Raw genomic sequence first — 23,384 nt, 5'->3', positions numbered from 1 at the left:
AAGATGTTTCTTGTGCCCCCTGTCCTCGGACAGGGGGTGTCGCCTGTATTACTTGGTCAGGACAAAGCCCTTGAGCTTGGCGAATGCGCCTTCCACCAGTGCCTTTTGTTGCTCTTGGTGCAGATGTGCGTAGCCAACGGCGGGCGAAGCGGACGCAGCGCGACCGGAGTAGCCCAGCTTCTGGCCTTCACGCATGTTCTCGTGGATGTTGTGCTGGATGAAGAACCAGGCACCCTGGTTCTGAGGCTCATCCTGGCACCACACGATGTCAGTAGCGTTGGCGTACTTCTTCACTTCGGCGGCGAACGCCTTGTGGGGGAAGGGATACAGCTGCTCGACGCGGATGATGGCGACGTCCTTGGATTCCTTCTCGGCACGCTTCTTGACCAGATCGTAGTACACCTTGCCCGAGCAGGCGATGATGCGCTTGACCTTGGCAGCGTTCTTGACGATGGTTTCGTCCTGCTCGGGGATCACGGTCTGGAAACCACCAGAGGTGAATTCGGACAGGGGCGACGTGGCGTCCTTGTTACGCAGCAGCGACTTGGGAGTCATGATGACCAGCGGCTTGCGCAGGCCACGAACCATCTGGCGACGCAGCACGTGGAAGATCTGGCTGGCCGTTGTGGGCTGCACGATCTGCATATTGGTGTCGGCAGCCAGCTGCATGAAACGCTCCAGACGCGCCGAGCTGTGCTCGGGACCCTGGCCTTCATAGCCGTGAGGCAGCATCAGTGTCAGGCCGTTGACACGACCCCACTTCACTTCACCGGATGCGATGAACTGGTCGATCACCACCTGGGCGCCGTTGGCGAAGTCGCCGAACTGGGCTTCCCACACCACCAGGGTGTTGGGATCGTTCGATGCATAGCCGTATTCAAAGCCCAGCACCGCCTCTTCGGACAGGATGGAGTCGATCACGACAAACGGAGCCTGATTCTCGGCCACGCTCTGCAGCGGGATGTAGGTGCCTTCGTCCCACTTCTCGCGCTTTTGATCGTGAATCACAGCGTGACGGTGCGTGAAGGTGCCGCGACCCGAGTCTTCACCCGACAGGCGCACGGGATAGCCCGAAGCGACCAGGGAGCCGAAGGCCATGGTTTCACCCATGCCCCAGTCCACGTTCACATCGCCGCGGCCCATGGCTGCGCGGTCGTCGTACACCTTCTTGACCAGAGCGTGAGGGTTCACGCTGGCAGGCAGGGTGGTGAGCTTCTCGGCCAGACGCTTCCACTCGGTCAGAGGGATGGCAGTGTCGCCGGCGTCGGTCCAGGTCTTGCCCACGAAGGGGCTCCAGTCCACAGCGTACTTGCTCTTGAAGTTGGTCAGCACCACGTCCTGGGTGTGACGGCCTTCGTCCATGGCTGCGCGATAGGCCTTGACCATGTCGTCGCCCAGCGTGTCGCCCAGGCCCTGGGTCGCCAGCTTGTCAGCGTACAGCTTGCGCGTGCCGGGGTGGGCAGCGATCTTCTTGTACATCAGAGGCTGTGTCAGTGCAGGTGTGTCCTGCTCGTTGTGACCCAGCTTGCGGAAGCAGATGATGTCGACCACCACATCCTTGGAGAACTCCATACGGAATTCCAGGGCCAGCTGCATGGCCAGGCACACGGCTTCGGGATCATCGCCATTCACGTGCAGCACGGGCGACTCGATCATCTTGACGATGTCGGTGCAATACAGCGTGGAACGCAGGTCGCGAGGGTCAGAGGTCGTGAAACCGATCTGGTTGTTGATGATGATGTGAACCGTACCGCCGGTGGTGTAGCCACGGGTTTCGGACAGTGCCAGGGTTTCCTGGTTCACGCCCTGGCCGGCGAAGGCTGCGTCACCGTGCACCAGCACGGGCAGCACTTGCTTGCCCATGGGGTCGTCGCGACGGTCCATGCGCGAGCGCACCGAACCTTCCACCACGGGGTTGACGATTTCCAGGTGCGAGGGGTTGAAGGCCAGCGACAGGTGAACGGGGCCGCCCTTGGCAGACACGTCGGAGCTGAAGCCCTGGTGGTACTTCACGTCACCGGCAGGCAGATCTTCGGGAGCGGTATGGTCGAACTCGGCAAACAGATCCTTGGGCGCCTTGCCCAGGGTATTGACCAGCACGTTCAGACGGCCACGGTGAGCCATGCCGATCACGACTTCCTGCACGCCCTTGGCGCTGGCGGAGTTGATCAGCTCGTCCATGGCGGCAATGAAGGACTCGCCACCTTCCAGCGAGAAGCGCTTCTGGCCCACATACTTGGTATGCAGATAACGCTCCAGACCTTCGGCAGCGGTCAGGCGCTCCAGGATGCGCTTTTTCTCGTCGGCGTTGAAGACGGGCTTGGAACGGATCGATTCCAGGCGTTGCTGCCACCAGCGCTTCTGATTCTGATTGGTGGCATACATGTACTCGGCACCCAGGGTGCCGCAGTAGGTTTCGCGCAGAGCATTCATCAGCTCGCGCAAAGTCATGGTTTCCTTGCCGAAGAAAGTGTTGCTGGTGTTGAACACCACTTCCTGGTCGGCGTCGGTGAAGCCGTAGAAGGAAGGCTCCAGCTCGGGAATTTCGGGGCGCTCGGTGCGCTTCAGAGGATCCAGATCGGCCCAGCGTTGACCCACGTTGCGGTAGGCTGCAATCAACTGCTGCACGGCCGTGCGTTTGCGACCCAGCTCGGAGTCAGCGCCGGAAGCCACCACCACCTTGGTACCGCCCTGCTTTGCGCGCTCTGCAAAAGCATTGATCACGGGCAGATGGGGAACGTCCTTGTTGTCGGTGCCGTCGACTGCAGGCACATGCTGCAGGGCATCGAAGTATTCACGCCAGGAATCGGGAACGCTGCCGGGGTTGGCCAGGTAGTTCTCGTACATCTCTTCGACATAGGGCGCATTGCCGCCGAACAGATAGGTGTTGCCTTGATAGGCTTGATAGATCGTTGACTGATCGCTCATATCTCGCTGACCTCCGCTTTCCTTCGGAAAGCATTAGCTGGTTTGTAGAACCTCCCGCGACACGGCTGTACCGATTGGCGGATGCGACTGTGGCTGGGGAAGGGCCTTGAGTTGCGGCAGCCATTGTGCCACTGTTCAAAGTCTTGGTCTTATAAAAGACAAGATGTTTACACCCCTGGGAGTCGCTTACATTGCGGGAACTCCATAAACAAGGACTCGCATGCCGCTTTTGCCGCTTCACAAACGTGCATTCATTCTTCTTTTAATAGCAGTAACCGCAGGATTCGGCTTGGTTCTAGAGGAATATGCCGTGGCCATCTTCTGGGGCGTGGTGTTTGCCATCGTCTTCGCCCCCCTGCACCGCAAGCTGCTGATGCGCATGCCCAACAAGCCCACGCTGGCCGCGTTGGCAACCTTGCTAATTAGTCTGGTAATGGTCATTTTGCCGCTGTCTCTGATAGGCCTCTCGCTCATCAAGGAGACTGCCGCCATCTACGATCGAATCAGCAGCGGCAACCTGTCCGCCGGCAGCTACGTGGAGCAAGTCTTCAATGCACTTCCCTCCTGGCTGACGCCATGGATGGAAAAACTGCACCTGGGCACTCTGGAGGAAATCCAGACCAAGCTCTCCAACATCGCCCTGCAGGCCAGCAAGCTCGCCGCCACCAAGGCTGTGGGGCTGGGTCAGAACACCCTGGGCTTTGTGGTGGGCTTTGGCGTCATGCTCTATCTGATCTTTTTTCTGCTGCGTGACGGCAAGGAGTTGGTCGCACGCATCTGGGCAGCCACGCCGCTCGCGCCCGAACACAAGCGCGAACTGGCCATCAAGTTCATTACCGTCATCCGGGCCACCGTCAAGGGAAATCTGGCCGTTGCAGCCGCCCAGGGCGCGCTGGGGGGGCTGATTTTCTGGCTTCTGGGCATTCAGGGCGCAGTACTCTGGGCCGTGGTCATGGCCTTTCTGTCGCTGCTGCCAGCAGTGGGGGCAGGCCTTGTCTGGGGGCCGGTGGCCATCTACTTTCTGGCCACGGGCGCCGTCACCAAGGGACTGATCCTTGCCGCTTATGGTGTGCTGGTCATCGGCCTGGTGGACAACGTGTTGCGCCCCCTGCTGGTCGGCAAGGACACCAAGATGCCCGACTATGTGGTTCTGATCTCCACCCTGGGAGGCATGGCCTTGTTCGGTCTTTCGGGCTTTGTGCTCGGTCCCGCCATTGCCGCCCTGTTCATGGCGGCCTGGGAGTTGTTTGCCACCATGCAGGAGCAGGAGGAAAAGCTGCTGAACCGGGAAATCGCGCAAAAGCGCACAACAACCGATCCGCAACAACCTGTAGAAGGCCCTGCCCCCACCGTCGCTCCCCCTCCTGCCGAAACACGCAAAAGCGACACAGATTAGGGATTTCCTGTTCAACCCGGCCTGCTGACCGATGGCTTTTCGAGCAGAAAGTTGATAGGTTGAGAGGTGCAGGTTGAAAACTATCGCCGTCATTAAGAAAAACAAAAACGAAACATAAAACTCAAAGTCGCTCAACGTTACTCAAGAATTAAGGGTTTGTAACTGCTATCAAAAATGGGGGGGGTCGTAAAATTTGCTTTCACATAAGCGTTCATACGAAAAGGTACCCCACAATGGACCAATTCTCCAGACGCCAGTTCATGAAAGTGACTGGTTCGACTCTGGCGGGTTCAAGCTTGGCGCTGATGGGCTTCTCACCCACAGCCGCCCTTGCTGAGGTGCGACAGTACAAACTGTCAGCCACCACCGTAACCCGTCAAACCTGCACCTACTGCTCCGTAGGCTGCGGCATCCTCATGTACTCCCTGGGCGACGGCGGGAAAAACTCCCGTCTGTCCGTGATGCACGTGGAAGGCGACCCGGATCATCCGGTCAATCGCGGCACGCTGTGTCCCAAGGGTGCATCGCTGCTGGACTTTGTCCACAGCCCCAGCCGCCTCAAGTACCCCGAATACCGCGCCCCCGGTTCGTCCGAGTGGAAGCGCATGTCCTGGGACGAGGCACTGAACCGCATCGCCAAGCTGCTCAAGGAAGACCGCGACGCCAATTTCGTTGAAACCAACGAAAAAGGCCAGAAGGTCAACCGCTGGCTGACCACCGGCATGCTGGCCGCTTCGGCCTCCAGCAACGAAGCCGGCTACATCACGCACAAAGTGGCCCGCTCCTGGGGCCTTCTTGCACTCGATAACCAAGCACGTGTCTGACACGGCCCGACGGTGGCAGGTCTTGCCCCGACGTTTGGCCGTGGAGCGATGACGAACCATTGGGTCGACATCAAGAACGCGGACGTTATTTTGATCATGGGCGGCAATGCCGCCGAAGCACACCCCTGCGGCTTCAAGTGGGTGACCGAAGCGAAGGAGCACAACAAGGCTCACTTCATGGTGGTCGATCCGCGCTTCAACCGCTCGGCATCCGTGGCTGACTTCTATGCGCCGATCCGCTCCGGCTCGGACATCGTCTTCCTCGGCGGCGTGATCAATTACCTGCTGACCAACGACAGGATCCACCACGAGTATGTGAGGAACTACACGGACTTCTCATTCATCGTGCGCGAGGACTTTGCGTTCGACGAAGGTATTTTCTCCGGCTACAACCCTGAAAAGCGTACCTATGACAAGGCGTCGTGGGACTACGAACTGGGCGAAGACGGCTTCGTGAAGGTGGATCCCACTCTGGAACACCCTCGCTGCGTCTATCAGTGGCTCAAGAAGCACTACGCCGGCTATACCCCCGAGAAGGTGGAATCCATCTGCGGCACACCCAAGGAAAAATTCCTGCACGTGTGCGAGAAGCTTGCTTCGACCGCCGAAGCCGGCCGTGTTGCCACCATCCTGTACGCACTGGGCTGGACCCAGCACACCACGGGTGCGCAGATCCTGCGTACCGGTGCCATGATCCAGCTGCTGCTGGGCAATATCGGTATCGCTGGCGGCGGCATGAACGCGCTGCGCGGCCACTCCAACATCCAGGGCCTGACGGACCTGGGCATCCTGTCTGCTTCGCTTCCCGGGTACCTGACGCTGCCGAACGAAGCCGAACAGGACTACAACCAGTACATCGCCACTCGCACGCCCAAGCTGCTGCGTCCCGGCCAGATGAATTACTGGTCGAACACGCCCAAGTTCCATGTCAGCCTGATGAAGGCGTGGTGGGGCCCGGCGGCAACTGCTGAAAACAACTGGGCGTTCGACTATCTGCCCAAGTTGGACAAGCAGTACGACATGCTGCAGATCTTCGAGATGATGACGCAGGGCAAGGTCAACGGCTATATCGCTCAAGGCTTCAACCCCTTGGCGGCGCTGGCCAACAGCAACAGCGTGCGCGACGGTCTCAAGAAGCTGAAGTTCCTGGTCATCATGGATCCGCTGGTTACGGAAACTTCGGAATTCTGGAAGAACCACGGCGAATTCAACGACGTGGACTCGGCTTCGATTCAAACCGAGGTGTTCCGCCTGCCTACCACTTGCTTCGCTGAAGAAGACGGTGCCGTGGTCAGCTCCTCGCGCGTGCTGCAGTGGCACTGGAAGGCTGCCGAGCCCCCAGGAGAGGCCAAGACCGACATTGCCATCATGTCCGGTCTGCACCTGCGCCTGAAGGCTCTCTATCAGAAGGAAGGCGGCAAGTTCTCCGAGCCCATCACCAACCTGTACTGGCCTTACGCTGAAGCCGATCATCCCTCTTCCGAGGAAGTGGCCAAGGAATACAACGGCCGTGCGCTGGTGGATCTGTTCGATCCCAAGGACCCCACCAAGCTCATCCGCAAGGCCGGCGAGCAGTTGGCGGGCTTTGGCGAAATGCGCGATGACGGCACCACCCTGGGTGGATGCTGGATCTGGGCTGGTAGCTGGACCTCTTCCGGCAACCAGATGGCTCGTCGTGACAACAGCGACCCGACAGGCATAGGCAACACGCTGAACTGGGCCTGGGCCTGGCCTGCGAATCGCCGCGTGCTTTACAACCGCGCGTCTTGCGACCGCCAGGGCAAGCCCTTCAACCCAGAACGCGTGCTGATCAAGTGGAACGGCAAGCAGTGGGGTGGAGCGGACGTGCCGGACGTGGCCGTGGGCCTGGATCCCGAGGTGATCAATCCCTTCATCATGAACCCCGAAGGGGTGGCCCGTCTGTTTGCCCGCAAGGGCATGGCAGAAGGTCCGTTCCCCACGCACTACGAGGCGTTTGACAACCCGCTGGGCTACAACCCCATGTACCCCAACAACAAGCAGGCCGTCATCAGCCCCGTGATGCGCATCCTGGCAACTGCCAAGGACACGCAGGGCGACCCCAAGGACTACCCGCATGTAGGCACGACCTACCGCCTGACCGAGCACTTCCATTACTGGACCAAGCATGTTCAGCTGAACAACATCGTTCAGCCCGAGCAGTTCGTGGAAATCGGCGAGGCACTGGGCAAGGAACTGGGCATAGAGACCGGCCAGAAGGTCAAGGTTTCGTCCAAGCGCGGTTTCGTGAAGGCGGTTGCCGTGGTGACCAAGCGCATCAAGCCCATGAAGATCGATGGCAAGACCATCCATCACGTGGGTGTGCCGATTCACTGGGGCTTCTCCACGACGGGACGCAAGGGCTATCTGGCGAACAACCTGACAGCCTCCGTGGGTGACGGTAACAGCTTGACCCCTGAATCCAAGACCTTCCTCGTGAAGGTGGAAAAGATCTAAGGAGCCACGCTGATGTCCTCAACCATGTCTCTCGATATCAAACGCCGTTCGGCCACGACAACCCCCTCACCGAGCGCACGCGGTGCGCACGCGGGGGAAGTCGCCAAGCTGATCGACGTCTCCAAATGCATTGGCTGCAAGGCTTGCCAGACCGCCTGCATGGAGTGGAACGACCTTCGCGACGAAATCGGCACGGTTGCCGCAGGCGTCTACGACAACCCGACGGATCTGACGTCGGAGTCTTGGACCGTGATGCGCTTTGCCGAATACGAAAACGAAGCCACAGGCAATCTGGAGTGGCTGATCCGCAAGGACGGCTGCATGCACTGCGAAGACCCGGGCTGCCTGAAGGCCTGTCCCTCGCCTGGCGCCATCGTCCAATATGCCAACGGCATCGTGGACTTCCAGCAAGACCAGTGCGTGGGCTGCGGCTACTGCGTCACGGGCTGCCCCTTCAACATTCCGCGCATCTCCAAGAAGGACAACAAGGCGTACAAGTGCACCTTGTGTTCGGATCGCGTGGCTGTTGGCCAGGAGCCCGCCTGCGTCAAGACCTGCCCCACGGGCGCCATCCAGTTTGGCACCAAGGAAGCCATGCAGGAGCAAGCGTCCCGCCGTGTCGTGGACCTCAAGGAACGCGGCTACGAAAAGGCAGGCCTCTACGACCCGCAAGGCGTGGGCGGCACGCACGTGATGTACGTTCTGCATCACGCGGACAAACCTTCGCTGTACAAGGGCCTGCCGGACGATCCGTCCATCAGCCCCATGGTGTCGCTGTGGAAGGGTGTAGCCAAGCCTCTGGCCATGGCCGCACTGGGTGCAGCCGCAATCGGCAGCCTGTTCCACTACATCACCAAGGGACCCAACGACGTGTCCAAGGACCTTGAGGATGAAATGGAACGCAAGGACGCCGAAGCGCTGAACAAGGAGAACGGCAAATGAAACGCAATCCTCGCGACCTCGTGCGCTACAACGCATCGGAGCGCGCCAACCACTGGGTGGTAGGCATTTGCTTCATCTTGCTGGCCCTGTCCGGTCTGGCGTTCTTTCACCCGGCCTTCTTCTGGTTGACCAATCTGTTCGGTGGCGGTCCCTGGACCCGCATCCTGCACCCCTACATCGGGGTTGTCATGGGCGCATTCTTCGTCATCATGGCCTGCCGTTTTGCCAAGCTCAACATCGTTGAGCCGCGCGACATCGAATGGCTCAAGAACGTCAACAAGATGATCGATGGCGACGACCACGACATGCCCGAACAGGGCAAATACAACGGTGGTCAGAAGCTGTTGTTCTGGGGCCTGGTAATCGGCATGCTGCTGATCGTGATCACCGGCTTTCTGATGTGGCGCGCTTGGTGGACATTGCCGGTCAACGTGGTGCGAGCGGCTTCGGTGGTTCACGCCATCGCTGCCGTGTGGATGATCGGTCTGATCATCATGCACGTGTATGCCGCCATCTGGACTCGTGGCACCATTCGCGCCATGCTTTATGGCACAGTAACGCGAGCCTGGGCCAAGCAACACCACCGCGGCTGGTACCGCAAGATGACGGGTGACAACGACTAAGGTTTTTAGTCCTCTCCCCTAACAACCCAGCCGCCAAGCGTTTATCGGCGCTCGGCGGCTGATTCATTTGGAAACCCTGTCAATGCAACGCATTCTTCAACCCGGTGAAATCGAAGCACTGGATCACACCAGCTTTCCCCGCATCTTGCTGCCCCAGGTAAGCAGTCTGTTCGCCGAACGTGCTGCACGCCTGCGCCAGCTGGCCAATGGCAATCCCATTGCAGACTATCTGCTGTTCGTGGCCCAGATCATGGATGCGCAGCACAAGGCAGCCGCCACCATCGAGATATCTGCGCCCGATGCCGAACTCATGGCGCGTGCTCAGGAGCACTCCATGCCCCTGCTGCCCGCAGTGGACACCATCGATCCCGCCTGGCAAGCCGTACTGGACAATATGCTCGACACGCTGCAGGGCAGCGAAGGCCTGCCTGCACCGCTGCAGCCCCTGCTCAAGGAGCTGCGTGCACTGACTCCCGAGACCCGTGCAGACATTGCCAAAAAGCTGTTGCAAAAGGAAGTCGCCGCCCGCCATGTGGGCATGGCACCCTTCATCATGGCTGCGCTGCAAGTGACCTTTGCCAAGCGCTCGGCCAGTCTCAGTGGCCGCGACGTTCCCTACACCGACCCCGCCAGCATCTGCCCCGTCTGCGCCAGCGAGCCTGTGGCCAGCGTCATCCGCATTGGCGGCAAAGTGGCCGGTCACCGTTACGCTCATTGCGGCACCTGTGCCTGCGAATGGCATATGGTTCGCGTCAAGTGCACGCACTGCGAATCGACCAAGGGCATCCACTACCAGGGCATTGACGGTTCGGGCGAAGAAGTTCTGGCCGAGACATGCGACGAATGCGGCAGCTACCGCAAGATCGTGAATCAGGAAAAGAACCCCATGGTCGAACCTCTCGTCGACGATCTGGCCAGCCTGATGCTGGATCTGCTGATGAGCGAGACCCAGTTCCAGCGCGCCAGCGCCAATCCTCTGTTGTTTGTGGCCGTGGCCGAAGAGCAGCAAGGCGAGGCCGATCACGAACTGGTGGACCCTGCGGCGTAAACCTGCCGGCTCCAACCGCCACCATAATGAAGGCGGCAGGAACTCCTGCCGCCTTTTTCATTCTTTTGACGACCCGACACACCTTGGCCATGAGCAATACCGCAGCGACCGCCCCTGAAATTTCGCACCCATCTCAGCTTCCCGCCGTGGACAAGGTCTTGCTCGCGGTCGAGATGCAGGTGCTGCGCGAGTCCTACGGCCTCGATGCCTGCACCAAGGCAGTCCGCGATGTGCTGACGGGGTTGCGCCAGCAGCTCCTGGGTTTTGCCGATCAGCCCGGCCAGAGCGTGCAGGCCGACATCGCCAGCATCGTGCAAGCTGCGCAGCGCCAGCTTCAGGCCCGGTTTGCGCCACGCCTGCAAGCCGTCTTCAATCTCACCGGCACGGTGCTGCACACCAACCTGGGCCGCGCATTGCTGCCGCAGGCCGCGATCGATGCCGTGGTACAGGCCATGAACTCCCCGGCCAATCTGGAATATGACCTTGAAGACGGCGGTCGCGGCGATCGCGACGATCTGGTCGAGTCGCTGATCTGCGAGCTGACCGGCGCTGAAGCCGCCACCGTTGTCAACAACAACGCCGCAGCCGTGCTGCTGGTGCTGTCCACCATGGCCACGGGCAGGGAAGTCGTGGTCTCGCGCGGCGAGCTGGTGGAAATCGGCGGCGCCTTCCGCATTCCCGATGTCATGACCCGCGCCGGCGCCAGGCTCGTCGAGGTCGGCACCACCAACCGCACGCATGAGAAAGACTATGCAGAGGCCATAGACGAGAATACGGCCGCGCTCATGAAGGTGCACTGCAGCAACTACGCCATCACCGGCTTTACCAAGGCGGTGAGCGACGCCGATGTCGCCCGCATTGCGCACGACAGCAATCTGCCGATGATTGTCGACCTGGGCAGCGGCACGCTGATCGACATGCGCGACTGGGGACTGCCCTATGAGGTCACGGTGCGCGAGACGGTCGAGTCCGGTGCCGACATCGTCACCTTCAGCGGCGACAAGCTCCTGGGCGGCCCGCAGGCCGGCATCATCGTCGGCAAAAAGGAGCTGATCACCCAGATCAAGAAGAACCCGCTCAAGCGCGCGCTGCGCGTGGGCAAGATCACGCTGGCGGCACTGGAGCCCACGCTGCGCCTGTATCTGAACCCCGAAAAGCTGGCCCAGGAGTTGACCACGCTGCGCCTGTTCACGCGCCAGGCCGCCGACATGCAGATCCAGGCCGAGCAGCTGCAGCCTCTGCTGCAGCAGGCACTGGGCCAGGACTATGTGGTGGAGATGGCGGCCATGAACAGCCAGATCGGCAGCGGCGCCCTGCCCGTGGAAAATCTGCCCAGCTTCGGCCTCAGGATTTATCCGGCCAGCGGCAAGCATGCGGGTCGCCAGCTGACCCGGCTCGAAGCGCGCTTTCGCGCCCTGCCCCGGCCCGTGATCGGGCGGCTGCATGACGATGCTCTGTGGCTGGATCTGCGCTGCCTCGAACACCCGGCGCAGGCCCTGTTTGCCGCGCAACTGCCGCAGCTGGCCTGAGGCAGCCCCATGGCCCCGCCCCCCGGAATTCATACAAAAACACCTTGCATCGCTTGATACACAAGCGCCAGCAGCCAACAAAACTACAAGCACACCATGATCATCGGAACCGCAGGCCATATCGACCACGGCAAAACCACGCTGGTGCGTGCGCTCACGGGCGTGGAAACCGACCGTCTCAAGGAAGAGAAAGCCCGCGGCATCTCCATAGAACTCGGTTATGCCTACAGCCCGTTGCCCAACGGCGATGTGCTGGGCATCATCGACGTGCCGGGCCACGAGAAATTCGTCCACACCATGGCCGCCGGAGCCGTGGGCATTGACCACGCCCTGCTGGTCGTGGCTGCCGACGACGGCGTCATGCCCCAGACCCTGGAGCACCTGGAAATTCTGCAGCTGCTGGGTGTCAGGCGTGGCAGCGTGGCGCTGACCAAGGTCGATCGCGTGCTGCCGCAGCGCATTGCCGACGTGCATCGCGAAATCAACGCCATTCTCGGCGTCACTGCACTGGCGGACAGTCCCATCTTCGAGACCAATGCCGCAGAACCCGGCAATGCCGGCGTACAGGCCCTGCGCGAACATCTGCAGGTGCAGGCCCAGATGATGCAGGCGCGTCCCCGAGACGGATTGTTCCGGCTCGCCGTGGACCGCGTCTTCACGCTGCCGGGCCAGGGCACGGTGGTCACGGGCACGGTCTTCAATGGCCAGGTGCGGGTGGGCGACACGCTGGCGCACTCGGCCAGTGGTCAGGCCGTGCGTGTGCGCAGCATTCATGCACAGAACCAGAGCAGCGACAGCGGCGTCGCCGGCCAGCGCTGCGCACTCAATCTGGCGGGCATAGGCAAGGACGAGATCGAACGCGGCGACTGGATCATGGACCAACGTCTGCTGCAGGCCACGGACCGCCTCGACATTCATCTGCACCTGCTCGGCGAAGCGCCCTTGCTGGCCCAGTGGACGCCCGTCCATGTGCACCTGGGCACCAAGCGCACCACGGGCCATGTAGCGCTGCTACAGGACGAGGCCATAGAGCCCGGCACCGAGGCCCGCGTGCAGTTGGTGCTCGATGCGCCGGTCTTCGCCCTGCCCGGCGACCGCCTGATTCTGCGCAACGCCCAGGCCAGCCGCACCATCGCCGGCGGTATGGTGCTCGACCCCTATGCCCCGAGCCGCAAGCGCCGCAGCGCAGAGCGCATGGCCTACCTCGACGCCATGGAGCAGCTAGTCGCCCGCAGCGACTTCAGACCGCTGATCGCACAGGCCCCGCACGGCATTGCGCGTTCGCAGCTGGTGCGTCTGAGCGGCCATGCCTTCCCCGAGGCCAGCCTTGCCGACACCATCCAGTTGCCCATCGCCGGCGGCGATGCCCTGGTGCTTGGCCTGCAGCGCTGGCAGCAGTTGCAGACCCAGCTCATCGACAGCCTGGCGCGCTTTCATGAAAAATCGCCCGACGAGCCCGGCGTCAACGCGGCCAGACTGAGGCGCATGGCCTTGCCCGGCCTGCAGCAAGGCAGCTACGACGCGCTCTATCAGGGCCTGGTCGATGCCCTGCTCAACAGCCAGTTGCTGGCCAGCACCGGCGCCTGGCTGCATTTGCCGCAGCACAGCGTGCAGCTGAGCAGCGCCGAGCAGACGCTGGCCGAAAAACTGCTGCCCGCCATTGCTGCAGGCCGCTATGACCCGCCCTGGGTGCGCGATCTGGCGCGCGACCATGCCGCTGGCGAAGAGCCGGTGCGCCAGCTGCTCAAAAAGCTTTCGCGCCAGGGCCAGCTGTTCCAGGTCGTCAAGGACTTGTTCTATGCACCGGTGCGCATGGATGAACTCGCCGCCCTGGTTGCCGACATCGCCAGCCAGCACGCCAGGGGAGAGGTGGAAGCCAGCGCATTCCGCGACGCCACTGGTCTGGGCCGCAAGCGCGCCATCCAGATTCTCGAATTCTTCGACCGCACCGGCTACACACGCCGCGTGCGCGACGCCCATCTGCTGCGCCCTGACGTACAGTGGAATAGCACGCCACGCTGAGCCTGCAAGGAAAACCAGCGGAAATCAGTCCAGGTTCCTTATCCCGCTTGGGCAACAAGCTATCAAATCAGGGTAGAGCCGGATATGCGGCCTTGACGTGCTGTTTGTCATCAGCTGCCGGATTGCTGGCTACAATCACCGTCTTATCTTCTACAAGAGTGGCAACTTCCACTCTTGACTCAAAGGAAGGCAATCGTGCCCGGTGGCGCGGCCGGGCTTCAAACCCGGTGGGGGGCGTCAGCCGCTCCCGGGTTGGTTCGACTCCAGCTGCTTTCCGCCACTCCCCCTCTTTGCATTTCAGACCGCGGCTTCCTGCTCCTGCAGCATTCGCCACATCACCTTGCCGCTGCCGCTCTTGGGCAAAGCCGTCACGAATTGCACCCGACGTGGGGCCTTGTAGACTGCCATATTGTCATGGCACCACTGGATGATCTGCTCTGCCGTCGTCGCCTCATGGCCGGCACGCAGCACCACCACGGCCTTGACGGTCTCGCCGCGATAGGCATCCTTGGCGGAGATCACGCAGGCCTCCTGAATCGCCGGATGGCGGAACATCAGCGACTCCACCTCGGCGGGCCATACCTTGAAGCCGCTGGCATTGATCATGCGCTTGAGCCGGTCGGTGATGAAAAAGTAGCCATCCTCATCCACGCGCCCCAGGTCCCCGGTGCGGAAAAAGCGTTTGCCATCGAGCTCCATAAAGCTCTGCTCGGTCGCCTCGGGGCGTTGCCAGTAGCCCTCGAACACCTCGGGGCCGTTGACCACGATCTCGCCCTGTTCGCCCTGGGCCACCTCTTCCAGCGTGTCGGGGCTGATCACGCGCGCATCGGTGCTCATGAAGGGGATGCCCAGACATTGCTGCTTGGGATGGTCGGGCGGATTGCTGTGCGAGGGTGCGGCGGTTTCGGTCAGGCCATAGCCCTCGCAAAAACGCAGCCCGTACTGTTCCAGCAGTCGCTGGGCCACGGCCTGGGGCATGGCGGCGCCGCCGCCGCCGATGTATTTGAGGCTGGACAGATCGAAGGACGCAAAGTTGGGACTGGCCAGCAGATCGATCACCATGGTCGGGATATTGGTCCAGCTGGTGACCTGATAGTGCGAGATCAGGCGCCCTGCCAGCTCACGCTCCCAGCGCGGCATGATGATCAGCGTCGCCCCCATGTAGATGGCACTGTGCAGCACGGAAACCATGCCTGTGATGTGAAACATGGGCACGACGGCGAGCACCACGTTCTCGCTGCTGCCCGTGCCCCACATCGCGCCGGAAACGGCGTTGTGGTTGATGCTGCGGTGCAGGTGCATGCAGCCCTTGGGCTGGCCCGTGGTGCCGCTGGTATAGGGCAGCAATGCCAGGTCGTCACGACCCGCGGTATGCGGCGGCGGCAGCTCGCTGCAGGCCAGTGCCTGCGTCCAGGCATGGACCTTGCCATGGCTCAGGCTTGCGGGTTCGCGCTCGCCGAGCAGCCAGTTGCGCCAGGCTTCGGGCGGTGCATCCGGCCCTTGCACATCGGCATCAAAACCGTCGGTGAATCGGGTGACCAGCAAGTGCTGCAATGCTTCGGACTGCGGCAAGGCATTGCTGGCCTTGGCCAGCTCCGGCGCCAGATCGGCCGTGGTAATGGCCACCTTGGCGCCCGAATCCGTGATGTAGTGCTTGAGCTCCTCCGCCGTATTCATGGGGTTGACCGGCACCACCACCGCATTGGCTCGAAAGATGGCGTAATGCGCCAGCACCAGTTGCGAGCTGTTTTGCATCAGCACGATGACGCGGTCGCCTTTTTGCACGCCCAGGCCATGCAGATAGGCGGCCATGCGCTCCGTTCCCTCGCAGAGTTGCCGATAGGTCGTGGTGCGTCCCAGAAACACCAGCGCGGCCTTGTCCGGATAACGCCTGGCATTGATAGCGAGGTTTTCCCAGACACTGGTTGCTGGGACGGTGATGGAATATGGCAGCCGATTGGGCCAAAACTTGTGGTGAGCGGGCATGAGTCAGGCAATCAGAAAAGCGTATACATAGTCCGGGTGGACTAATCAGTCCGCAAGACTAGGCCTGCAACCTCGGCCCGGCATCCGGGATGGCCCCAACAGTCGGTCACGCAGGTGACGCTCGACGCGGCCTGGCGCGGTTCAAGCTGGTCCGGCCCCGCGCTCTGGCTTACCATGCGCAAATGCCTCATGAATCACGCTTGCAGCAGTCGCTGCGCCAGCTACTCGCCAGTCAGCGTACTGCCGCCCTGGCCGTTCAGCCACAGGCCGGTTCATCAGCGCCCGGTTATCTCCCCGCCCCGGGCCTGTCGCTGGTGCCATGGGCCTGGAGTGGCGAATTCAGCTGTCTGATACTGCATGTCAGTGCGCTGGCTAGCCACACACAGGCCATGGAGCTGCATCCTGCCGTCAGTCTGCTGATGAGCAGGCCAGAGTCCGCTGGCGAAGCCGTGCATGCGCTGGAGCGCATCAGCATTCAGGGCGTGGCTTCCACTCCCCCACGCGACAGCGGCCTGTGGCAAGGCGCCCGTGCCAACTATCTGGCGCGCTTTCCCGAAGCCGAGCCCATGACGGCGCTGGGCGACTTTCGTTTTGTCTGCATCACGCCGCAAAGCGGCAGGCATGTCGCAGGCTTCGGCGCGGCGCGCGATGTGGACGAGCACGATCTGATAGCCGCACTCAACCCGGCTGCCTAGCCTTTGCTGGCTCGGCCCGGCCTGGTCCGGCCGGCTTGAGCCTTGAGCACATGCTCGGCAATCAGGCACATGCAGGCCAGAGGCTGGCCCTGCACCAGGGCCTGAACATGATCCTGCCAGATCTGACCCTGCTGCTCCACGCTTGCGTCCGGAAAGCACTGCAGCATCTGCTGCGGATCTGCACAAGCCTGATAGTGATAGGGATCGCGCCGCAGGCATGCCGCGCGCAGATGCAGGCCGAACGCCTCCCAGGTCACCGCCCTGCCTTGCAGGCGCTGCCACTGATGCAGCAGCTCATGGGCGAAGACGCCAGCCACCACAGGGTGGGCAAGCCGCAGCGGCTTATGCGGGTCCCGGTGCTCAAAAAAGCTGCGCGGCAGATAGATGCGCCCGCCGCCCAGGGACAGCGCGCGCCTGGTATCGCCCAGACGCCGCACATGCAGACGCATGCCGGGCAGCAGTTCATCCAGCGTAGTGCCGAAAAGCCGCTGCGCGAAACCGGCCTCGACCGGCATCAGGCTTCGCCGCCAGAACATCATGCAACAGGCCGTGCGCAAGACGGATTCAGCATCTCGGAGACTCCCGGCACGCTCTAGAACTCGAAGACCTGAGCCGGCTGCGGAACCTGCACCGTGAAATGCAGGCGCTCGTGCAGCAGCGTGGCCAGGGCCAGGGAGGCATGCGACTCGCCATGCACCACAAAGGTCTGCTGCGGCGGGCGGGTAAAAGCGGCCGCCCAGTCCAGCAAGGCTTGCTGGTCTGCATGGGCCGAAAAGCCGCCCAGGGTATGGATGCCGGCACGGACCTCGACGTCATCTCCAAACAGGCGCACCTGCCTGGCACCGTCGACCAGCCTGCGGCCCAGCGAACCTTCAGCCTGAAAGCCGCAGATCACCACCGCACACTCGGGCCTGGGCAGATTGTTCTTCAGATGATGCAGCACCCGTCCCGCATCGCACATGCCGCTGGCCGAGATGATGACCGCGCCGCTCTTGATGCGGTTGAGCTTGATGGAGTCCTCCACATCGCTGATGAAGTGAATGTGCGGCGACTCCTTGAGTCTCCTGACGCTGCCCAGCAACTGCCTGGCCTCCTCGTCGAACACGCCGAAGTGCCGCAGCGTGATATCGGTGGCCGCCACCGCCATCGGCGAATCCACAAATATCTCTACCGGCGGCAGGCGCTGCTGCTGGATCAGCTGCAGAAAGTGATAGAGCAGCTCCTGCGTGCGCCCCACGGCGAATGCCGGGATGACCACATTGCCATGAGGAACCGTGCGCGTGACCACATCGACCAGCTCTTCCAGGGTATCGCCCGTGCTCTTGTGCTGCCGGTCGCCATAGGTGGACTCGATGAGCAGCAGATCGGCCTCCAGGATCGGCGTGGGATCGCGCAGAATCACCCGCCCCGGCTGGCCCAGATCGCCGCTGGCCACCAGCTTGCGCGTGCCGCCATGGCCATCTGCCAGCCATAGCTCCGCAATGGCCGAGCCCAGAATATGCCCGGCATCCTGAAAACGTACCGTCACCGCAGGATGGGGTTCGAAGCTGTGGCCATAAGGCACGGCCTGGACCTGCTCCAGCGTGCTCGCCACATGGGCCAGCGAATACAGAGGAACCGTCGGCTCACGCTCGTGCCCCCGGCCTTCACGCCGGCGCCGCGCCGCCCGTTCGGCATCCATCATCTGGATATGGGCGCTGTCCTTGAGCAAGACCTCGAGCAAGTCCTTGGTGGCCAGCGTGGCATAGATAGGGCCCTTGAAGCCCTGGGCCACGAGCTTGGGCAGCAGGCCGCTGTGATCGATGTGCGCATGGGTCAGAACGACGAAATCCAGACCTGCGGCATCAAAGGCAAAGGCTTGCTGGTTGTGCTCGTCAGCCTCGCGGCCGCCCTGAGCCATGCCGCAGTCGATCAGAAATCGGCAGCCATGCGCCTCAACCAGGAAACAGGACCCCGTGACCGACTGCGCCGCACCGTGAAAAGTGATGTTCATGAAGCATCCATTGACGATCCACATGGACCGTCAATGAATCTAGCACCACTGGCGCCTGCGTTTCCAGAGCCTCAAGTCTTGCCTTGATGCCCATCAAACCGCTGAGCCTGTCCGGGCGCCGCAAGCACCGGCTGGCTGTGCAGCAGGAGTCACCAGCCGGCAAATCGGCCGCCAGGGCGGACGGGACTGCTCTCGCCTCAGCTGCTTGCCGCCACAGGCTCTCCGCTGTCCCAGCCGCCGCCCAGCGCACGGATCAGCGCCACCGTGGCCGTGTACTGCGCGGTACGCACCTGCAAAGCCTGACGCCGGTTGCGCAGCTCGTTGCGGCGCGCATCGAGCAGCTCCAGCTGGCTCACCAGACCGTTGCGATAGCGCACGTCCGAGAGGTGCGTGGCACGCTCCGAGGATTGCACGGCCTGCCCCAGCACATGGGCCTGGCCCGAGAGCAGGCGCAAGGCACTGAGCTGATCCTCGACCTCCCTAAAGGCCGCGAGCACCTGACCGCGCTGGGCGGCCACTGCAGCCTCCAGGCGCGCACGGGCGCCCTCTTCCTGCGCGGCGCGCTGGCCGCCGTCGAAGATGGGCAGGGACAGCAAAGCGCCTATGCCCCAGGAGCGCGCCGACCACTTGAACAGATCGCCAAGCTCCGGCGAGGCATAGCCTCCATTGCCCGTGAGCGTGATGGCCGGAAACCATGCGGCCTGGGCCACGCCCACGCGCGCCTGGGCCGCCAGCACCGATGCCTGGGCCGCCGACACATCGGGGCGGCGCGCCAGCACCGTCGCGGGCACGCCTGCCGGAATCACGGGCAGCGCTGCCAGCACCGGCTGCGCGGCCAGCGTGAAGCCAGTGGCGACATCGCCGACCAGCACGGCCAGCGCATGCGTGAGGGCCGCCTGCTGGCGCTCCAGCGCCAGCGTCTCGGCCTCGGTGGCCGAAACCTCGGTCTGCATGCGCGCCACGTCCAGCTCGGCCGCATCGCCGGCACGGAAGCGCTTCTCGATCAGCATCAGCGTCTCGCGATAGGCCGCCAGACTCTGCTCGACCAGCTGGCGCTCGGTCTGCAGCGAACGCAGCTGCAGATAAGTCTGCGCCACATCGGCCTGCACCATCAGGCGCGTGCTCTGCAGCAGGGCTTCGCGTGCATTGGCATCCTCGCGCGCTGCTTCGCTGGCCCGCGACAGCCTGCCGAACAGATCCGCTTCGTAGGAGAGGTTCAGGCCGGCCGTGACCAGGGTGGCGGGCTGCAGGCCGTTCGCGGTGTTCAGTCCGGCCTGGCGCACAGCGCCGCCCGAGGCCCCGATCTGCGGCTGCCGCTGCGCATCGGCCGAGCGCAGCAGCGCGCGGGCTTCGGCCAAACGTGCCGCAGCAGTCTGCACATCGGTATTGGCTTCACCCGCACGCTCCACGAGAGCGCTGAGTTCGGCGTCGGCAAATACCCGCCACCAGGCACCGCGCGACTGGGCCTCGGCCGGGGCGGCCTGCGTCCAGCCCGCGGCTGCGGCCTCGGCGCTGAAGCTTGCGGGCATGGCAACGCCGGCATGCTGGTCCACCGTGGGCGGAGCGCTGGCGCAGCCCGCCAGCACCAGGGCTGCCGCCAGTGCGCTCAGGGAGGGCATCAGGGATCGAATGCCTTGCATCGTTTTCATATCGGAATCCATGGTTGATTGGGGCTTATTCGTCATGGCCGCGCGGCGCGGCAGGCATGGGCAGGGCCGAGGCGCCGTGACCGGGCTCGCTGATCGGCGCCACATGGCTGCCGTGCTGCTGCAGCGGACGGTTGCCGGCCAGGCGGCGCAGCACCACATAGAACACCGGCGTGAGGAACAGGCCAAAGGCCGTCACACCGATCATGCCGGCGAACACCGCCACGCCCATGGCGCTGCGCATCTCGGCGCCCGCCCCCGTGGACAGCACCAGCGGCAGCACGCCCATGACAAAGGCCAGCGAGGTCATGAGGATGGGGCGCAGGCGCAGGCGACTGGCTTCGATGGCGGCCTGCACGGGAGTGCGGCCGGCAAATTCGAGCTCGCGGGCGAACTCCACGATCAGGATGGCGTTCTTGGCCGACAGCCCCACGAGCACGATGAGCCCGATCTGCGTAAACACATTGTTGTCGCCGCCGCTCAGCCACACGCCCGTCATGGCAGCCAGCAGGCCCATGGGCACGATGAGGATGATGGCAATCGGCAGGGTCAGGCTTTCGTATTGCGCCGCCAGCACCAGAAAGACCAGCAGGATGGCGATGGGGAACACCAGCACGGCGGAATTGCCGGCCAGGATTTCCTGGTAGGTCAGCTCGGTCCACTCGAAGCCTATGCCGGGCGGCAGGGTTTCGGCAGCAATGCGCTCGACGGCGGCCTGAGCCTGGCCCGAGGAGAAGCCGGGCGCGGGCCCGCCATTCACGTCGGCGGCCAGAAAGCCGTTGTAGCGCATGGCGCGTTCGGGCCCGAAGCTGGGTTCGAGTTTCATCAGCGCCGACAGCGGCACCATCTCGCCTGTGGTGGAACGCACCTTGAGCAGACCCACGTCTTCGGCGCGCGCCCGGTAGGCGGCATCGGCCTGGACGCGCACGCTATAGGTGCGGCCAAACTGGTTGAAGTCGTTCGCATACAGACTGCCCAGGTAGATCTGCAGCGTCTCGAAGATATCCGTCACGGGCACGCCGAGCTGGCGCGCCTTGGTGCGGTCGATGGCGGCATAGAGCTGGGGCACGTTGACCTGCCAGCTCGTGAACAGGCCGGCCAGCTCGGGCGTCTGGTAGGCCTTTGCCATGAAGGCCTTCACGGCCGCGTCCATGGCGTCGTAACCCAGCGAGGCACGGTCCTCGATCTGCAGCTTGAAGCCGCCGGTCGTTCCGAGGCCGGCCACGGGCGGTGGCGGGAACATGGCGATAAAGGCTTCCTGGATGCTGCCAAAGGCCTGATTGAGCTGGCCCGCCACGGCACCGCCGCTCTGGTCGGCATGCTTGCGCTCGGCAAAGGGCTTGAGCGTGACAAAGACGATGCCCGAGTTGGAGCTGTTGGTAAAGCCGTTGATGGACAGTCCGGGGAAGGCGATGGCGTCTTCCACATTGGGATTGTTCTTGACGATCTCGCCCATGCGGCGGATCACGTCTTCAGTGCGGTCCAGTGTGGCGCCATCGGGCAGTTGGGCAAAGCCGACCAGGTACTGTTTGTCCTGGGCCGGCACAAAGCCACCGGGCACCAGCTTGAACAGACCCCAGGTCGCGCCCACCAGCACGGCGTAGATCACCAGCATCAGCGCCTTGCGGCCGATGACGCGCTGCACGCCGCCGCTATAGGCATCGGAGCCGCGGCGAAACAAGGCGTTGAAGCGGCGGAAAAAGCCGCCCAGCACGCGCTCCATGCCACGCGTCAGCGCGTCCTTGGGAGCATCGTGGCCGCGCAGCAGCAGCGCGGACAGCGCAGGTGACAGGGTCAGCGAGTTGATGGCCGAGATCACCGTCGAGATGGCGATGGTCACCGCGAACTGGCGATAGAACTGGCCCGTCAGGCCGCTGATGAAGGCCAGCGGCACGAACACGGCCACCAGCACCAGGGCGATGGCGATGATGGGCCCGCTGACCTCCTGCATGGCGCGGTAGGTGGCCTGGCGCGGCGACAGCCCGGCCTCGATGTTGCGCTCCACGTTCTCCACCACCACGATGGCGTCGTCCACCACGATGCCGATGGCCAGCACCAGGCCGAACAGGCTCAGCGCATTGATGGAAAAGCCCAGCAGGTGCAGCACGGCAAAGGTACCCACCACCGACACCGGCACGGCCAGCAGCGGAATGATGGATGCTCGCCAGGTCTGCAGGAACAGGATCACCACCACCACGACCAGGGCCACGGCTTCAAGCAGGGTCTGGATCACGGACTTGATGGAAGCCCGCACGAATTGCGTGGGGTCGTAGGCAATGCGGAACTCCACGCCCTCGGGCATGTGCTTTTGCAGCTCGGCCATGGTGGAGCGCACATTGGCCGAGATCTCCAGGGCGTTCGAGCCCGGGGCCTGGAACACGCCCATGCCTACGGCGGGATCGTTGTTGAGCAGGGAGCGCAGCGAATAATCGGCCGCGCCCAGCTCCAGCCTCGCTACGTCGCGCAAGCGCGTCACCGCGCCGTCGGAGCCGGTCTTGACGATGATGTCGCCGAACTCCTCCTCGGTCTGCAGACGGCCCTGGGCATTGATGGACAGCTGCATGTCAACGCCAGGCAGGCCGGGCGAGGCACCGACCACGCCGGCCGCGGCCTGCACGTTCTGGCCGCGGATGGCAGCCACCACGTCAGCAGCCGAGAGACCGCGCTGCGCCACCTTCTGCGGGTCCAGCCAGGCGCGCATCGAATAGTCGCCGCCGCCGAAGATCTGCACCTGGCCCACACCCTGGATGCGCGCCAGGCGGTCCTTCACATTGAGCACGGCATAGTTGCGCAGATAGTCGATGTCATAGCGGCCGTTGGGCGAGACCATATGCACGACCATGGTCAGGTCGGGCGCGCTCTTGACCGTGGTGATGCCCAGGCGGCGCACTTCCTCGGGCAGGCGCGGCTCGGCCTGGGAGACGCGGTTCTGCACCAGCTGCTGGGCCTTGTCGGGATCGGTGCCCAGCGCGAAGGTCACGGTCAGCGTCATCACGCCGTCGGTCGTGGCCTGGCTGCCCATATAGAGCATGCCTTCCACGCCGTTGATGGATTCCTCCAGCGGCGTGGCCACGGTTTCGGCAATCACCTTGGGGTTGGCGCCCGGGTACTGGGCGCGCACCACCACCGAGGGGGGAGCGACCTCGGGGTATTCCGAGATCGGCAGCGTCCGCATGGCGATCAGGCCAGCGAGAAAGATGAGCACCGACAGCACACCCGCGAAGATCGGGCGGTCGATGAAAAATCGGGAAAGGTTCATGGTGTCGGAGGATTAAGG

Annotated in this window: 14 protein-coding genes and 1 tRNA gene; 9 read left to right on the top strand and 6 right to left on the bottom strand. The window is 63.0% G+C overall.

Annotation, left to right across the window (positions count from 1 at the left end; translation table 11 throughout):
* Nucleotides 1-48 precede the first annotated feature (48 nt).
* Nucleotides 49-2,928 (bottom strand): 2-oxoglutarate dehydrogenase E1 component, encoded by a 2,880-nt coding sequence (locus JAO85_RS02375; RefSeq protein ID WP_012838210.1) that lies wholly within the window; start codon nt 2,926-2,928, stop codon nt 49-51.
* Nucleotides 2,929-3,148: 220 nt separating this feature from the next.
* Here JAO85_RS02375 and JAO85_RS02370 point away from each other — a divergent pair, with 220 nt between their 5' ends.
* From JAO85_RS02370 to JAO85_RS02335, 8 genes are all read left to right on the top strand, one after another.
* Complete coding sequence (locus JAO85_RS02370) at nt 3,149-4,324, top strand: AI-2E family transporter (RefSeq protein WP_039048665.1); 1,176 nt, start codon at nt 3,149-3,151, stop codon at nt 4,322-4,324.
* Nucleotides 4,325-4,557: 233 nt separating this feature from the next.
* A complete protein-coding gene (fdnG, locus tag JAO85_RS02365) occupies nt 4,558-7,623 on the top strand; it encodes a formate dehydrogenase-N subunit alpha (RefSeq protein ID WP_144267307.1) in 3,066 nt (1,021 codons plus the stop codon).
* 12 nt (nt 7,624-7,635) lie between these two features.
* A complete protein-coding gene (gene fdxH, locus JAO85_RS02360; protein WP_034352334.1) occupies nt 7,636-8,565 on the top strand; it encodes a formate dehydrogenase subunit beta in 930 nt (309 codons plus the stop codon).
* Nucleotides 8,562-9,188, top strand: coding sequence for a formate dehydrogenase subunit gamma (locus tag JAO85_RS02355; protein WP_003066500.1), 627 nt, complete (start codon nt 8,562-8,564; stop codon nt 9,186-9,188). The genes fdxH and JAO85_RS02355 overlap by 4 nt, the downstream gene beginning before the upstream one ends.
* A gap of 82 nt (nt 9,189-9,270) precedes the next feature.
* A complete protein-coding gene (gene fdhE / locus JAO85_RS02350) occupies nt 9,271-10,236 on the top strand; it encodes a formate dehydrogenase accessory protein FdhE (RefSeq protein ID WP_003066497.1) in 966 nt (321 codons plus the stop codon).
* An 89-nt stretch (nt 10,237-10,325) separates the two neighbouring features.
* The gene (gene selA / locus JAO85_RS02345) at nt 10,326-11,765 is read left to right on the top strand and encodes an L-seryl-tRNA(Sec) selenium transferase (RefSeq protein ID WP_202787364.1); all 1,440 of its coding nucleotides are present in this window, start codon (nt 10,326-10,328) and stop codon (nt 11,763-11,765) included.
* 96 nt (nt 11,766-11,861) lie between these two features.
* Nucleotides 11,862-13,787 carry a selenocysteine-specific translation elongation factor gene (selB, locus tag JAO85_RS02340; RefSeq protein ID WP_202787363.1) on the top strand — a complete coding sequence of 642 codons (1,926 nt, stop codon included), beginning with the start codon at nt 11,862-11,864 and terminating at the stop codon, nt 13,785-13,787.
* A 184-nt stretch (nt 13,788-13,971) separates the two neighbouring features.
* A tRNA-Sec gene (locus JAO85_RS02335) sits at nt 13,972-14,067 on the top strand.
* Between the two features lie 17 nt (nt 14,068-14,084).
* On the opposite strand, the gene JAO85_RS02330 is transcribed toward JAO85_RS02335, so the two are convergent.
* Nucleotides 14,085-15,773, bottom strand: coding sequence for a long-chain fatty acid--CoA ligase (locus tag JAO85_RS02330; RefSeq protein ID WP_039048661.1), 1,689 nt, complete (start codon nt 15,771-15,773; stop codon nt 14,085-14,087).
* A gap of 182 nt (nt 15,774-15,955) precedes the next feature.
* On the opposite strand from JAO85_RS02330, the gene JAO85_RS02325 reads away from it, so the two are divergent.
* Nucleotides 15,956-16,468, top strand: coding sequence for a pyridoxamine 5'-phosphate oxidase (locus tag JAO85_RS02325; protein WP_202787362.1), 513 nt, complete (start codon nt 15,956-15,958; stop codon nt 16,466-16,468).
* Here the strand turns inward: JAO85_RS02325 and JAO85_RS02320 are convergent.
* From JAO85_RS02320 to JAO85_RS02305, 4 genes are all read right to left on the bottom strand, one after another.
* Entirely contained in the window at nt 16,465-17,007 is a 543-nt protein-coding gene (locus tag JAO85_RS02320; protein ID WP_237734667.1) for a hypothetical protein, read from the bottom strand. The two genes, JAO85_RS02325 and JAO85_RS02320, sit on opposite strands and share 4 nt — an antisense overlap.
* A gap of 53 nt (nt 17,008-17,060) precedes the next feature.
* A complete protein-coding gene (locus JAO85_RS02315) occupies nt 17,061-18,461 on the bottom strand; it encodes an MBL fold metallo-hydrolase RNA specificity domain-containing protein (protein ID WP_202787361.1) in 1,401 nt (466 codons plus the stop codon).
* Between the two features lie 197 nt (nt 18,462-18,658).
* The gene (locus JAO85_RS02310) at nt 18,659-20,122 is read right to left on the bottom strand and encodes an efflux transporter outer membrane subunit (protein WP_202787360.1); all 1,464 of its coding nucleotides are present in this window, start codon (nt 20,120-20,122) and stop codon (nt 18,659-18,661) included.
* Nucleotides 20,123-20,135: 13 nt separating this feature from the next.
* The gene (locus JAO85_RS02305; protein ID WP_202787359.1) at nt 20,136-23,366 is read right to left on the bottom strand and encodes an efflux RND transporter permease subunit; all 3,231 of its coding nucleotides are present in this window, start codon (nt 23,364-23,366) and stop codon (nt 20,136-20,138) included.
* Nucleotides 23,367-23,384 lie beyond the last annotated feature (18 nt).

This window comes from Comamonas sp. NyZ500 (genome assembly GCF_016772095.1).
GTDB lineage: Bacteria > Pseudomonadota > Gammaproteobacteria > Burkholderiales > Burkholderiaceae_C > Comamonas > Comamonas thiooxydans.
Note: the sequence above shows the minus strand (reverse complement) of the source record. Positions and strands in the feature narration are given on the sequence as shown.

Excerpts from the sequence above, each read along its gene's own strand:
- selA (WP_202787364.1), top strand. The coding sequence starts at position 10,326 with ATGAGCAATACCGCAGCGACCGCCCCTGAAATTTCGCACCCATCTCAG.
- JAO85_RS02310 (WP_202787360.1), bottom strand. The coding sequence starts at position 20,122 with ATGGATTCCGATATGAAAACGATGCAAGGCATTCGATCCCTGATGCCC.
- selB (WP_202787363.1), top strand. The coding sequence starts at position 11,862 with ATGATCATCGGAACCGCAGGCCATATCGACCACGGCAAAACCACGCTG.
- JAO85_RS02305 (WP_202787359.1), bottom strand. The coding sequence starts at position 23,366 with ATGAACCTTTCCCGATTTTTCATCGACCGCCCGATCTTCGCGGGTGTG.
- JAO85_RS02320 (WP_237734667.1), bottom strand. The coding sequence starts at position 17,007 with ATGATGTTCTGGCGGCGAAGCCTGATGCCGGTCGAGGCCGGTTTCGCG.
- JAO85_RS02325 (WP_202787362.1), top strand. The coding sequence starts at position 15,956 with ATGCCTCATGAATCACGCTTGCAGCAGTCGCTGCGCCAGCTACTCGCC.
- JAO85_RS02375 (WP_012838210.1), bottom strand. The coding sequence starts at position 2,928 with ATGAGCGATCAGTCAACGATCTATCAAGCCTATCAAGGCAACACCTAT.
- JAO85_RS02315 (WP_202787361.1), bottom strand. The coding sequence starts at position 18,461 with ATGAACATCACTTTTCACGGTGCGGCGCAGTCGGTCACGGGGTCCTGT.
- JAO85_RS02355 (WP_003066500.1), top strand. The coding sequence starts at position 8,562 with ATGAAACGCAATCCTCGCGACCTCGTGCGCTACAACGCATCGGAGCGC.
- fdxH (WP_034352334.1), top strand. The coding sequence starts at position 7,636 with ATGTCCTCAACCATGTCTCTCGATATCAAACGCCGTTCGGCCACGACA.
- JAO85_RS02330 (WP_039048661.1), bottom strand. The coding sequence starts at position 15,773 with ATGCCCGCTCACCACAAGTTTTGGCCCAATCGGCTGCCATATTCCATC.
- fdhE (WP_003066497.1), top strand. The coding sequence starts at position 9,271 with ATGCAACGCATTCTTCAACCCGGTGAAATCGAAGCACTGGATCACACC.
- JAO85_RS02370 (WP_039048665.1), top strand. The coding sequence starts at position 3,149 with ATGCCGCTTTTGCCGCTTCACAAACGTGCATTCATTCTTCTTTTAATA.